Below are 13268 nucleotides of genomic sequence, written 5' to 3'. Positions count from 1 at the left end.
GTTGAGGGGCAAGGGCCTCGGACTGCAGGCCTCTTGTAACTTCGGACTGCTGCCGCTTGGGAAAGATTCCATTTTGTGTGCTGCGAAGCGGCCGGCACTGACTGCATGGTCATGCCCGCCCATTCACTACCCTGATGAACCCTGCCGATACACAGGCCCTTGTTTAGACTCCCCTCACTACCCACCTGAACAAGGCCTGCCACCATGCAAAACCGCATCATGATCACCGGCGCAGGGTCCGGCCTCGGGCGCGAAATCGCCTTGCGCTGGGCGCGTGAGGGCTGGCGCCTGGCGCTGGCCGATGTCAATGAAAGCGGCCTGCGCGAAACCCTGGAGCTGGCCCGCGCGGCTGGTGGCGAAGGCTTCGTCCAGCGCTGCGACGTGCGCGACTACAGCCAGCTCACCGCGCTGGCCCAGGCCTGCACCGAACAGTTTGGCGGCATCGATGTGATCGTCAACAACGCGGGCGTGGCCTCGGGTGGGTTCTTCGCCGAGCTGTCGCTGGAGGACTGGGACTGGCAGATCGCGGTCAACCTGATGGGCGTGGTCAAAGGCTGCAAGGCCTTCTTGCCGCTGCTGGAGCGCAGCAAGGGGCGCATCATCAACATCGCCTCGATGGCCGCGCTGATGCAGGGCCCAGGCATGAGCAACTACAACGTGGCCAAGGCCGGCGTGCTGGCGCTGTCGGAAAGCCTGCTGGTGGAGCTGCGCCAGCAGGAGGTGGCGGTGCACGTGGTGTGCCCGTCGTTCTTCCAGACCAACCTGCTGGACTCGTTCCGCGGGCCCAACCCGGCGATGAAGGCCCAGGTGGGCAAGCTGCTGGAGGGCTCGCCGATCAACGCGGCAGAGATTGCCGAGTATATCCATCAGCAAGTGGCCGCCGGCGAGTTCCTGATCCTGCCCCATGAGGCAGGTCGACAAGCCTGGGCACTGAAGCGCGAAGCCCCCGAGCGACTGTATGACGAAATGGCCGGCATGGCGGTAAAAATGCGTGCCAAAGCGCATTCTCGGTGAAAGTTCTGTAGGAGGAGTTACCGGCGAATGTAGGGCGCTTCTGATTTGCCGTGGAAGTATTGAGTAGGTTTATGTCCACGATGCACGCTCCGTTTTTACCTGTCGCTGAAGGAGCGGAACATGCTGGTAATCGGGCGCGAAGTGGGCGAGATCATCGTGATTGGCGATGACATTCGCATCATGGTGGTAGAGACGCGGGACGGGGTGGTGCGTTTCGGGGTAGAGGCGCCGAGGGCGGTGCCGGTGCACCGGGCCGAAGTGTACAAGCGCATCAAGCAGGGAGGGCAGGACAAGACCCGCAGGGCTTGATGGAGCCTTTGCCGGCCCCTTTCGCGGGCTTGCCCGCGAAGGGGCCGGGCCTGCTAATCGAGCAACTCGCGGGGCACATCATGCCTGGCCAGCAACTGGCACTGCTGGCTCTCCGGGTCGAACAGGATGAACGCCTGCCCCTTGGCCAACGCCTGGCGCACCCGCAGCACGCGGGTTTCCAGCGGGGTATCGTCGCCGTTATCGGTGCCGTCGCGGGTGACGAAGTCTTCGATCAGGCGGGTCAGGGTTTCTGCTTGCAGTTGGTCGTAGGGGATCAGCATGGTGGGCGTTGCCTAGGGTGTTGGTGCAGGCATGCTACGCGAAACCTTCAAGCATTTGGGGCCGCTCTGCGGCCCATCGCGACACAAGGCCGCTCCTACAGGGGATCGCATACACCTGTAGGAGCGGCCTTGTGTCGCGATGGGCTGCAAAGCAGCCCCCAAGGCCCTCAAACCTTATTGCCAACCAGGCTGTCCACCGCCGGCACCCGCGTGTCGCTTTCCATCTGGGCATCGTGCTCCAGCTGGTGGCTGAACCTTTCAAGCGAAGCATTGGCCGGCTGTGAGTCGCTGGCGAACACCGGTGGGCTCAGCAGGTACGCCGACAGCAACCGGCTCAATGCCGCAAGGCTGTCGATGTGCGTGCGTTCGTAGCCATGGGTGGCGTCGCAACCAAATGCCACCAGCGCGGTACGTATATCGTGCCCCGCTGTCACCGCCGAGTGGGCATCGCTGAAGTAGTAGCGGAACAAGTCGCGTCGCACCGGCAGGTCGTGGTCGCCGGCAAGCTTGAGCAGGTGCCGGGACAGGTGGTAGTCGTAAGGCCCCGACGAGTCCTGCATGGCCACGCTCACCGCATGCTCGCTGGAGGCTTGCCCGGGGGCTACCGGCGCAATGTCGATCCCCACGAACTCGCTGACGTCCCAGGGCAGGGCGCCGGCTGCGCCCGAGCCGGTCTCTTCGGTGATGGTGAACAACGGGTGGCAGTCGATCAACGGCTGGTGGCCACTCTCTACCACGGCCTTCAAAGCGGCGAGCAGCGCCGCTACGCCGGCCTTATCGTCCAGGTGGCGGGCGCTGATGTGGCCACTTTCGGTGAACTCGGGCAGCGGGTCGAAGGCAACGAAGTCACCAATGCTCACGCCCAACGCTTCGCAATCGGCGCGGGTGGCGCAGTAGGCGTCGAGGCGCAGTTCAACGTGATCCCAGCTGACCGGCATCTGGTCGATGGCGGTGTTGAAGGCATGCCCGCTGGCCATCAGCGGCAGCACGCTGCCACGCACCACACCGGTGTCGGTGAACACGCTGACCCGGCTGCCTTCGGCAAAACGGCTGGACCAGCAGCCCACTGGCGCCAGGCCCAGGCGGCCGTTGTCCTGCAACTGGCGCACGCTGGCGCCGATGGTGTCGAGGTGGGCCGAGACGGCGCGGTCGGGGGAGGTTTGCCGGCCCTTGAGGGTGGCGCGAATGGTGCCGCGGCGAGTCAGCTCGAAGGGGATGCCCAGCTCGTCCAGGCGTTCGGCCACGTAGCGCACGATGGTGTCGGTGAAACCGGTGGGGCTGGGGATGGCGAGCATTTCCAGCAGCACGCGTTTGAGGTAGTCGAGATCGGGTTCCGGGAGTCGTTCGGACATGAGTACTCCTTGAAAGTTGTGTTGGTTTCTTCGCGGGCATGCCCGCTCCCACAGGTAATGCACAAGTCCCAGGCCCTGTGGCGGACCTGTGGGAGCGGGCGTGCCCGCGAAGAGGCCATCAGCTGTTACGCCAGAGGCCGGCTATGCGGAAACAGCAGGTCGATAAACCGCTCCGCCGTAGGCTGCGGTTCATGGTTGGCCAACCCGGCACGCTCGTTGGCCTCGATGATCACGTACTCCGGTTGCCCGGCATCGCGCACCATGAAGTCCAGCCCTACTACCGGTATCTCCAGCGCCCGAGCAGCGCGCACGGCCGCGTCGGCCAGCACCGGGTGCAGGCGTTCGGTTACGTCTTCCAGGGTGCCACCGGTGTGGAGGTTGGCGGTGCGCCGTACGGCCAGGCGCTGGCCGGCGGGCAATACGTCGTCGTAGGCAAAGCCCGCTGTACGCAGGGTGCGCTCGGTTTCGTCGTCCAGCGGAATGCGGCTTTCTCCCCCGGTGGCCGCCTGGCGTCGACGGCTCTGGGCTTCAATCAACTGGCGGATGCTGTGTTTGCCGTCGCCCAACACCTGGGCCGGGTGACGGATGGCGGCGGCCACCACTTCGTAGCCGATCACCACGATGCGCAAGTCGAACCCCGCATGGAAGCTCTCCAGCAGCACGCGGCTGTCGAACTGGCGGGCGTTTGCCACGGCGCGGGTAATGTCGTCGATGCAGGTCAGGTTCACCGCTACGCCTTGGCCTTGTTCGCCGTCCACCGGTTTGACCACCACCGCGCCATGCTCGTCAAGAAAGGCCAGGTTGTCGTCGGCATTGCCAGCCAGTTGCTGCGCCGGCACCTGCAGCCCGGCGTGGTGCAGGGCATGCTGGGTCAGGCGCTTGTCCTGGCACAGGGTCATGGTCACGGCGCTGGTCAGGTCACTGAGCGACTCGCGGCAGCGAATTCTGCGCCCGCCCAGGCTCAGGGTAAACAGGCCGCCCGCAGCGTCATCTACCTGCACGTCGATGCCGCGGCGCAAGGCCTCGTCAACGATGATGCGGGCGTAGGGGTTCAGCGCTGCCTCAGGGCCCGGGCCAAGGAACAGCTGCTGGTTGATGCCGTTCTTGCGCTTGACCGCAAAGGTGGGCAGGTTGCGAAAACCCAGCTTCTGGTACAGGCGCTTGGCCTGGCGGTTGTCGTGCAGCACCGACAGGTCCAGGTAGGCCAGGCCACGGCTCATGAAGTGTTCGATCAGGTGGCGCACCAGCACTTCGCCGACGCCGGGTCGGGTGCAGTGTGGGTCCACCGCCAGGCACCACAGGCTGCTGCCGTGCTCCGGGTCGTCAAAGGCTTTTGCGTGGTTCAGGCCCATGACGCTGCCGATCACCGCGCCGTTGTCTTCGTCTTCGGCCAGCCAGTACACCGGGCCACCCAGGTGCCGCGGTGTTATCCGATCGGCGTCGACCGGCAGCATGCCGCGCGCCTGGTACAGGGTGTTGATGGCCTGCCAGTCGGCCGCGTTTTGTGCCCGGCGCACACGAAAGCCGCGGAACACCCGCTGTGCTGGCCGGTAGTCGGTGAACCACAAGCGCAGTGTGTCGGACGGGTCGAGGAACAGTTGCTGCGGCGCCTGGGCCAGCAGCTGCTGGGGCGCGGCCACGTACAAGGCGATGTCGCGCTCACCGGGGCATTCGTCCAGCAGTTCTTCGGCCAGGCTGGCCGGGTTGGGGTAGGTGTGGCCGATCAGCAGCCGGCCCCAACCGCAGTGCACGGCACGCGGCTGGTCGTGGGGCTGGCTGCCATCGCCGGCCAGGCGCGCTTGCAGGCGTTCGTAGGACGGCGCCTGGCCGCGCAACAGGCGCTGACCGTAAGCGATTTCGTGGGCTTTCATCGGTCAGATTCCTTGTTCACTCAGCCACAGGTTCAGTGCTGCCAGCTGCCACAGCTTGGAGCCCCGTAGCGGCGTAAGCTGGCCGTGTGGGTTGCTCAGCAAGCGGTCGAGCATGGCCGGGTTGAACAGGCCCCGGTCCTGGCTGGGGTCGGTCAGCAGTTCGCGCACCCAACCCAGGGTGGCGCCCTCCAGGTGCTTCAGGCCCGGTACCGGGAAGTAGCCCTTCTTGCGGTCGATCACCTCATGCGGAATCACCCGCCGCGCCGCCTGCTTGAGCACCTGCTTGCCGCCGTCGGGCAACTTGAACCGCGCCGGGATGCGCGCCGACAACTCCACCAAGCGGTAGTCGAGGAACGGCGTGCGCGCCTCCAGGCCCCAGGCCATGGTCATGTTGTCCACGCGCTTGACCGGGTCGTCCACCAGCATCACCGTGCTGTCCAGGCGCAGGGCCTTGTCCACGGCGTCGCGGGCACCGGGGCGGGCGAAGTGCTCGCGCACGAAATCGCCAGCGGCGTCGGTTTCCAGAAGCCAGGGCGCCTGCACGGTGTCGCGGTACTCGGCGTGGCTGCGGTCGAAAAACGCATCGCGGTAGGCCGCAAAGGGGTCTTCGGCGCCGTCTACCTGCGGGTACCAGTGGTAGCCGGCAAACAGCTCGTCGGCGCCTTGGCCGCTTTGCACGCCTTTGCAGTGCTTGGCCACTTCACGCGACAGCAGGTAGAAGGCGATGCAGTCGTGGCTGACCATCGGCTCGCTCATGGCGCGGAAGGCGGCCGGCAGCTGGTCGATGATCTCGTGTTCGGCAATGCGCAACTGGTGGTGGCGGGTACCGTAGTGTTTGGCAATCAGGTCGGAATACTGGAACTCGTCGCCGCGCTCGCCGCCGGCATCTTCAAAGCCGATGGAGAAGGTCGACAGGTCGTCCACGCCCACTTCGCGCAGCAGGCCGACCAGCAGGCTGGAATCAACCCCGCCGGACAGCAGCACACCGACGTCGACGGCGGCACGTTGGCGGATGGCCACGGCGTCGCGGGTGGCGTCGAGCACGCGGGTGGTCCAGCCTTCCAGGTCCAGCTCACGCTCGTCCGGGTTGGCGCCGTATTTCAGCTGCCACCAGGTCTGGCGTTCCACTTCACCATGGCGGTCGATGCGCATCCAGGTGCCGGGCTCCAGCTTCTGCACATTGGCCAGCAAGGTGCGCGGCGCCGGTACCACGGCGTGGAAGTTCAGGTAATGGTTGAGCGCGACCGGGTCGAGCATGGGGTCGATGTCGCCACCCTTGAGCAAGGCCGGCAGGGTCGAGGCAAAGCGCAGGCGTTCGCCGTTGCGCGACAGGTACAGGGGTTTGACACCCAGGCGGTCGCGGGCCAGGAACAGGCGCTGGTTGTCGCGCTCCCAGATGGCCAGGGCGAACATGCCGTTGAGCTTGGGCAGCAAGGCCGCGCCCCAAGCGTGGTAGCCCTTCAACAGCACCTCGGTGTCGCCATCGGACCAGAAGGTGTAGCCCAGGTCTTGCAACTCCTGGCGCAGTTCGGGGAAGTTGTAGACAGCGCCGTTGAAGGCCAGCGAAAGGCCCAGGGTGTTGTCGACCATCGGCTGCGCCGAGCCGTCGGACAGGTCCATTATTTTCAGTCGCCGGTGGCCCAGGGCGATCGGGCCCTGACTATGGAAGCCCCAGGCATCCGGGCCACGCGGGGCCAGGTGATGGGTGATGCGCTCTACCGCAGCCAGGTCGGCTGGGCGAGGGGCTTGGTCGATGGGGGTGAAACGCAACTCTCCTGCTAATCCGCACATAAGTCCTTACCGGTTTTTCCGTTGGGGAGGTGATGCCCCGGATTAGGGCACCTTAAGGAACTGACCTATGTGCTTTGTGAGAGTTTTAGAACAATCTGTTATATGGGGCTGCTGTGCAGCCCTTCGCGGGCATGCCCGCTCCCACAGGTTTTTCGCCAGCCTCTGACATTGCGCGATCCCTGTGGGAGCGGGCGTGACCGCGAAGGGCCGCATAGCGGCCCCATCCCTTATTTGCCCCGGATCAACTTGCGCAGGGCAAACCGGTTCGGATGACAAGCCTCCGCCACCGCCCGCGGCAACGGCAGCGGCTCCCCGCACACCCACGCCGCCACCAGCTCGCCACTCAAGGGCGCCGTGATCAACCCACGCGAGCCATGTCCGCTGTTCACATACAAGCCCTCCAGCCAAGGGCAGGCTACATCCGGCACCTGCCGCGCATCCCGGCTCAGCACCGCATACGCCTCGGCAAACGCCGGCCCATCGGCCACCGGCCCGACAATTGGCAAGTAGTCCGGGCTGGTGCAACGGAACGCCGCACGCCCCTGCAATTGCTCAGGGGCCAGCTCTGCCGCGCCCAGGCGCTGGGCCAGATCAGTGGAGATTTCATCCAGTAACGCCAGGTTGCCCTGATGCTCGGCCACTGTCGGCGCCAGGTCTTCGCTGTGGAAATCAAAGCTCGCGCCCAAGGTGTGCTCACCCCCGCGCGGCGGCGCCACATAACCTTCCGCGCACACCACGGTGCGCAGTGCCCGGCTGCTGGCGGTGGCCGGCAGCCGGGTGATCTGCCCACGGATGCGCTTGAGTGGCAACTGCGCGCAAGGCTCGAAGCGCCGCACCTCGGCGGCACCGGCCAGAACGACCACCGGCGCGCTGGCGAGCAGGCGCTCGCCAGCCCAGGCTTGCCAGTGGTCATCCACCTTGCGCAGCTCGATGACTTCCTGGTGCGTCAGCAGGCGAATCCCAGGGTGTTGCAACTGCTGCGCGGATAGCGCTGGCGGATGCACCCAGCCGCCTTCGGGGTAGTACAAGCCGCCAGCCGGCAAGGCTACCCCGGCGATGGCTTCGGCTTCAGCGCGTTCCAGCGATTGCAGCAGGTTGTGGTCGAAGGCAGCGGCCAGCTTGCCCTGGCGCTCGGCTTCCTTGCTGTCGAAGGCAAGTTGCAGCACGCCGCAGGCATCCCAATCGTGGCCACGTTGCAGGCGCTCGAGCTGGCGCCGGGTGTAGCCGAAACCGGACAGGATCATTTGCGACAGCGCAGTGCCATGGGCAGACAGCTTGAGGTACAACACCCCTTGCGGGTTGCCCGAGGCCTCCTGCGCCGGGCCATCGTGGCGCTCCAGCACGGTCACCTGCCAGCCACGCCGGGCCAGGCTGGCTGCGGTTGTGCTGCCCGCGAGCCCGGCGCCGACCACCAGGGCCTCACGTGGGCCAGGTGCGGTACGCGGGCGCGCATACCAGGGCGCGCTGGGGCCGGGCTGTGGGCCGACGTAAGCGCCGCTCATCACCTCCCACTTCTTGCCGATGCCCGGCACCTTCTTCATGGCAAAGCCAGCTTCGACCAGGCTGCGGCGTACCCACCCCGTGGTGGTGAAGGTGCCCAGCACGGTACCCGGGTGCGACAGCCGCGCCAGCTGCGCGAACAGCGCCGGGGTCCACATGTCGGGGTTCTTGGCCGGGGCGAAGCCATCGAGGAACCACACGTCGACCTGCGCATCCAGCTGCGGCAGCTGTTCCAGCACATCGCCGATCAGCAGGGTAAGGGTGACCTGGCCATTGGCCAGCGTGAACTGTTGAAAGCCTGGGTGCACCGCCACGTACTGTTCCAGCAACGGCTCGGTATAGGCAGCAAGCTCCGGCCACAGGCGCACCGCACGTACCATATCGTCGAGGCCGAGGGGGTATTTCTCGACACTGACGAAGTGCAGGCGTGCGTCACTGTGGGCATGTTCGTCAAACAGCTGCCACGCACAGAAGAAGTTCATGCCAGTGCCAAAACCGGTTTCGCCAATCACCGTACAGGTATGCGGGGCCAGGCTGGCAAAGCGCTCGGCCAGGCGGGTCTGGCCGAGGAACACGTGTTTGGTTTCTTCGATGCCTTCGTTGACTGCGAAATAGACGTCGTCGTATTGCCGCGAATGGGGGCGGCCTTGGTCGTCCCAGTCGATCTGGGCGTGCTGGAGGAGGGTGGACATGGTTGGCTCGGTTGCAGCAGATGCGCGGGATTTTATGCCATCTGATGATTTTGCGCAGGCACAGGCAACCCACAAATCCGCTAGTCTTGCTTATCCATTGAAGGAGCCAGTGCATGTTCGAATCCGCCGAAATCGGCCACAGCATCGACAAGGAGGCTTACGACGCCGAGGTACCCGCTTTGCGCGAGGCCCTGCTCGAAGCCCAGTACGAACTCAAGCAGCAGGCGCGCTTCCCGGTGATCGTGCTGATCAACGGCGTCGAAGGCGCGGGCAAGGGCGAGACGGTCAAGCTGCTCAACGAGTGGATGGACCCGCGCATGATCGATGTGCTCACCTTCGACCAGCAGACCGACGAAGAGCTGGCCCGCCCGCCGGCCTGGCGCTACTGGCGGGCCCTGCCACCGAAGGGGCGGATGGGCGTGTTCTTCGGCAACTGGTACAGCCAGATGTTGCAGGGGCGGGTGCACGGGGTGTTCAAGGATGCCGTGCTCGATCAGGCCATAACCGGCGCCGAGCGGCTGGAGGAAATGCTGTGCGATGAAGGCGCGCTGATCATCAAGTTCTGGTTCCACCTGTCCAGGAAGCAGATGAAGGCACGGCTGAAATCGCTCAAGGACGACCCGCTGCACAGCTGGAAGATCAGCCCGCTGGACTGGCAGCAGTCGGAAACGTACGACCGCTTCGTGCGCTTTGGCGAGCGTGTACTGCGCCGCACCAGCCGCGACTATGCGCCTTGGCATATCGTCGAAGGCGTCGACCCGAACTACCGCAGCCTGGCGGTGGGGCGCATCCTGCTGGAAAGCCTGCAAGCTGCGCTAGCCAATAACCCCAAGGGCAAGCACCGGGGCAACGTTGCCCCGCTGGGCCGAAGCATCGATGACCGCAGCCTGCTCGGTGCCCTGGACATGGCCCTGCGCCTGGACAAGGCCGACTACCAGGAACAGCTGGTGACCGAACAGGCCCGCCTGGCCGGCCTGCTGCGTGACAAGCACATGCGTCGGCATGCCCTGGTGGCGGTGTTCGAAGGTAACGATGCCGCTGGCAAGGGTGGCGCCATCCGCCGTGTAGCGGCGGCACTGGACCCACGCCAATACCGCATCGTGCCGATTGCCGCGCCCACCGAAGAAGAGCGCGCACAGCCGTACTTGTGGCGGTTCTGGCGGCATATCCCGGCGCGTGGCAAATTCACCATCTTCGACCGCTCCTGGTACGGCCGGGTGCTGGTGGAGCGGGTTGAGGGCTTCTGCACCCCGGCCGACTGGATGCGCGCCTACAGCGAGATCAATGACTTTGAAGAGCAGTTGGTCAATGCCGGCGTGGTGGTGGTCAAGTTCTGGCTGTCCATTGATCAGCAGACCCAGCTGGAACGCTTCGAAGAGCGCCAGCAGATCCCGTTCAAGCGCTACAAGATCACCGAGGACGACTGGCGCAACCGCGAAAAGTGGGACGACTATGCCCAGGCGGTGGGCGACATGGTCGACCGTACCAGCAGCGAGATCGCGCCATGGACGCTGGTGGAGGCCAACGACAAGCGCTGGGCGCGAGTGAAGGTGTTGCGCACCATCAACCAGGCGCTTGAGGCAGCGTTTGCCAAGGACAAGAAATAGCTGAAGGTGATGTCGCCTGTTCTGGCCTCTTCGCGGGCACGCCCGCTCCCACAGGATCATCACAGGGCTGAGCGTTGTGCGGTCCCTGTGGGAGCGGGCTTGCCCGCGAAGAGGCCGGAACAGGCACCTCATCTGGCAAACCATGCCCCGAAAGAATGACCTGATGAATTCTTTTCTCGGCACTCTCCACCGTAGGCACCCTCCAAGCCCGTAGAATTCAATCACCCCCACCACGGGCTTGATCGAGGACGCTATGCACACCACTTCCGGCCGTTGGAGCTACGGCCTGTTCCTGGCACTTCTGACTGCGCTGCTTTGGGGCATCCTGCCAATCAAGCTCAAGCAGGTGCTGCAAGTGGTCGACCCGATCACCGTTACCTGGTACCGCCTGCTGGTCTCCGGTGGCTTGCTGTTCGCCTGGCTCGCGGCCAAACGGCGGCTTCCTTCATTCGCCAGGCTTGCGCCCAAGGGCAAGGGCCTGGTGGCGGTTGCCGTACTTGGCCTGATGGGCAACTACGTGCTGTACCTGATCGGGCTCAACCTGTTAAGCCCCGGCACCGCGCAGTTGGTGGTGCAGCTCGGCCCGGTGCTGTTGCTGGTGGCCAGCGTATTCGTGTTCCATGAGCGTTTCAGCGTGGGGCAGGGCGTTGGGCTGCTGATATTGCTGGCGGGTTTCGGGCTGTTCTTCAACCAGCGCCTGGAAGAGCTGCTGACTTCGCTGGGCACCTACACCACCGGCGTGCTGACCATTTTGCTGGCCACCAGCATCTGGGTGTTCTACGCGTTGAGCCAGAAGCAGTTGCTGACCGTGTGGCATTCCCAGCAGGTGATGATGGTGATCTACCTCAGTTGCGCTGCGCTGCTGACGCCTTGGGTGCACCCGCTGGAGGCGTTGCAGCTGACCCCGGTGCAGGGCTGGCTATTGCTGGCCTGCTGCCTGAACACCCTGGTGGCCTACGGCGCGTTTGCCGAAGCGCTGGCGCATTGGGAGGCATCACGGGTGAGTGCCACGCTGGCGTTGACGCCGCTGGTGACCTTTGTTGCGGTGGCTGCGGCGGCCGTGGTGTGGCCTGACTATGTGCATGCCGAGGACATCAATGCCTTGGGTTACGTGGGGGCGGTGACCGTGGTGCTGGGTTCGGCGCTGGTGGCGCTGGGGCCGTCGCTGGTAGCTGGGTGGCGGGCCCGCAAATTCAAGAAAGTTGCGCGCTCTATGTAGGAGCGGCCTTGTGTCGCGATGGGCTGCGCAGCAGCCCCAGAGATCTCGACAGTGGCATAGATTTTGGGGCTGCTGCGCAGCCCATCGCGACACAAGGCCGCTCCTACAGGGGGTTGCGGACCTGGGCCATTACCCTTTGCCACCCGGTGCCAGCATGTTCTCCGGCCTTACCCATTGGTCGAACTGCTCATTTGTCAGGTACTTCAACTCCAGCGCAGCCTCGCGCAAGGTCTTGCCCTCGCTGTAAGCCTTCTTGGCAATCTCCGCCGCCTTGTCATACCCGATATGCGGGTTAAGCGCCGTCACCAGCATCAACCCGCGCTCCAGGTGCGCAGCCATCTGCCCGGCATCCGGCTCGATGCCCGCCACGCAGTGCAGCTGGAAGTTGCTGCAGCCATCGGCCAGCAGTTCGATCGACTGCAACAGGTTATGGATGATCACCGGCTTGAACACATTGAGCTGCAAATGCCCCTGGCTGGCGGCAAAACCGATGGCCGCGTCGTTGCCCAGCACCTGGCAGGCCAGCATCGACAGCGCCTCGCACTGGGTAGGGTTGACCTTGCCCGGCATGATCGAGCTGCCCGGCTCGTTGGCCGGCAGGCGCACTTCGGCCAGCCCGGCGCGTGGGCCGGAGCCGAGCAGGCGCAGGTCATTGGCAATTTTCATCAGGGCCACGGCCAGGGTCTTCAGGGCGCCCGCCAGGCTGGTCAGCGGTTCGTGGCCGGCGAGGGCGGCAAACTTGTTCGGCGCGGTGACGAACGGCAGGCCGGATTCCGCCGCAAGTTCCGCAGCGATGGCCTCGGCAAAGCCATGCGGGGCATTAAGGCCGGTACCCACGGCAGTGCCGCCCTGGGCCAGCTCGCATACCGCCGGCAAGGTAGCGCGGATGGCACGCTGGGCGTAGTCAAGTTGGGCGACGAAGGCTGAAACCTCCTGGCCGAAGGTGATCGGCGTAGCGTCCATCATGTGCGTACGGCCGGTCTTCACCAGCTTCTGGTGGCGCGCCGACAACTCCGCCAGCCCCGACGACAGCTCGGCAATCGCCGGCAGCAGTTTTTCATGCACGGCCTGGGCCGCTGCAATGTGCATGGCCGTGGGGAAGCAGTCGTTGGAGCTCTGCGAGCGGTTGACGTGGTCGTTGGGATGCACCGGTGCCTTGCCGCCGCGGCCCTTGCCGGCCAGTTCGTTGGCGCGCCCGGCAATCACTTCGTTGACGTTCATGTTGCTCTGGGTGCCGCTGCCGGTCTGCCAGACGACCAACGGAAACTGGTCGTCATGCTGGCCCGCCAGCACTTCGTCGGCAGCCTGTTCGATAAGACGGGCGATGTCGGCCGGCAGGTCGCCATTGCGGTCGTTGACGCGTGCCGCGGCCTTCTTGATCAGCGCCAGGGCGTGCAGTACCGCGAGGGGCATGCGTTCCTTGCCAATGGCGAAGTTGATCAGCGAACGCTGGGTCTGCGCACCCCAGTAGGCGTTCTCCGGAACTTCCACCGGGCCCAGGCTGTCTGTCTCGATACGGCTCATTCTGTACTCACTCCTGTGTAGTTCGAATTCGCAGTTTAGGCCCTGAATCGACCGAGCGGTTCAGTCGCTCGTCGTGCCACTTGAGCACATCGCCACCACGGCGCAGAA

At 65.0% G+C, this 13268-nt stretch carries 10 protein-coding genes; 4 read left to right on the top strand and 6 right to left on the bottom strand.

What is annotated here, in order from left to right:
- Positions 1-204 precede the first annotated feature (204 nt).
- The gene (locus tag ACQKPZ_RS21575) at positions 205-1014 is read left to right on the top strand and encodes an SDR family oxidoreductase (RefSeq protein WP_427541978.1); all 810 of its coding nucleotides are present in this window, start codon (positions 205-207) and stop codon (positions 1012-1014) included.
- A gap of 120 nt (positions 1015-1134) precedes the next feature.
- Positions 1135-1323, top strand: coding sequence for a carbon storage regulator CsrA (gene csrA, locus ACQKPZ_RS21570; protein WP_427541975.1), 189 nt, complete (start codon positions 1135-1137; stop codon positions 1321-1323).
- A gap of 53 nt (positions 1324-1376) precedes the next feature.
- On the opposite strand, the gene ACQKPZ_RS21565 is transcribed toward csrA, so the two are convergent.
- The 5 genes from ACQKPZ_RS21565 to mnmC all read right to left on the bottom strand — a co-directional run bounded on the left by ACQKPZ_RS21565 (position 1377) and on the right by mnmC (position 8810).
- Complete coding sequence (locus ACQKPZ_RS21565; protein WP_051099660.1) at positions 1377-1604, bottom strand: YheU family protein; 228 nt, start codon at positions 1602-1604, stop codon at positions 1377-1379.
- A gap of 167 nt (positions 1605-1771) precedes the next feature.
- On the bottom strand, positions 1772-2956 hold the full coding sequence (locus ACQKPZ_RS21560; protein WP_391124974.1) for an osmoprotectant NAGGN system M42 family peptidase: 1185 nt from the start codon (positions 2954-2956) through the stop codon (positions 1772-1774).
- 125 nt (positions 2957-3081) lie between these two features.
- Entirely contained in the window at positions 3082-4827 is a 1746-nt protein-coding gene (ngg, locus tag ACQKPZ_RS21555; protein WP_427541972.1) for an N-acetylglutaminylglutamine synthetase, read from the bottom strand.
- 3 nt (positions 4828-4830) lie between these two features.
- Complete coding sequence (locus tag ACQKPZ_RS21550; RefSeq protein ID WP_427541969.1) at positions 4831-6618, bottom strand: N-acetylglutaminylglutamine amidotransferase; 1788 nt, start codon at positions 6616-6618, stop codon at positions 4831-4833.
- A 227-nt stretch (positions 6619-6845) separates the two neighbouring features.
- Positions 6846-8810, bottom strand: coding sequence for a bifunctional tRNA (5-methylaminomethyl-2-thiouridine)(34)-methyltransferase MnmD/FAD-dependent 5-carboxymethylaminomethyl-2-thiouridine(34) oxidoreductase MnmC (gene mnmC / locus ACQKPZ_RS21545; RefSeq protein WP_427541967.1), 1965 nt, complete (start codon positions 8808-8810; stop codon positions 6846-6848).
- 113 nt (positions 8811-8923) lie between these two features.
- Here mnmC and pap point away from each other — a divergent pair, with 113 nt between their 5' ends.
- Positions 8924-10417 carry a polyphosphate:AMP phosphotransferase gene (pap, locus tag ACQKPZ_RS21540; protein WP_427541964.1) on the top strand — a complete coding sequence of 498 codons (1494 nt, stop codon included), beginning with the start codon at positions 8924-8926 and terminating at the stop codon, positions 10415-10417.
- 253 nt (positions 10418-10670) lie between these two features.
- Complete coding sequence (locus ACQKPZ_RS21535; protein WP_427541961.1) at positions 10671-11636, top strand: DMT family transporter; 966 nt, start codon at positions 10671-10673, stop codon at positions 11634-11636.
- 129 nt (positions 11637-11765) lie between these two features.
- Here the strand turns inward: ACQKPZ_RS21535 and ACQKPZ_RS21530 are convergent, their stop codons facing one another.
- Positions 11766-13160, bottom strand: a complete 1395-nt coding sequence (locus ACQKPZ_RS21530; protein ID WP_391124990.1) for a class II fumarate hydratase — start codon at positions 13158-13160, stop codon at positions 11766-11768.
- Positions 13161-13268: the final 108 nt, after the last annotated feature.

It is taken from the genome of Pseudomonas sp. NPDC089547 (genome assembly GCF_050280665.1).
In the GTDB taxonomy this organism is placed as follows: Bacteria; Pseudomonadota; Gammaproteobacteria; order Pseudomonadales; family Pseudomonadaceae; genus Aquipseudomonas.
This window is presented reverse-complemented; position numbering and strand designations above follow the sequence as displayed.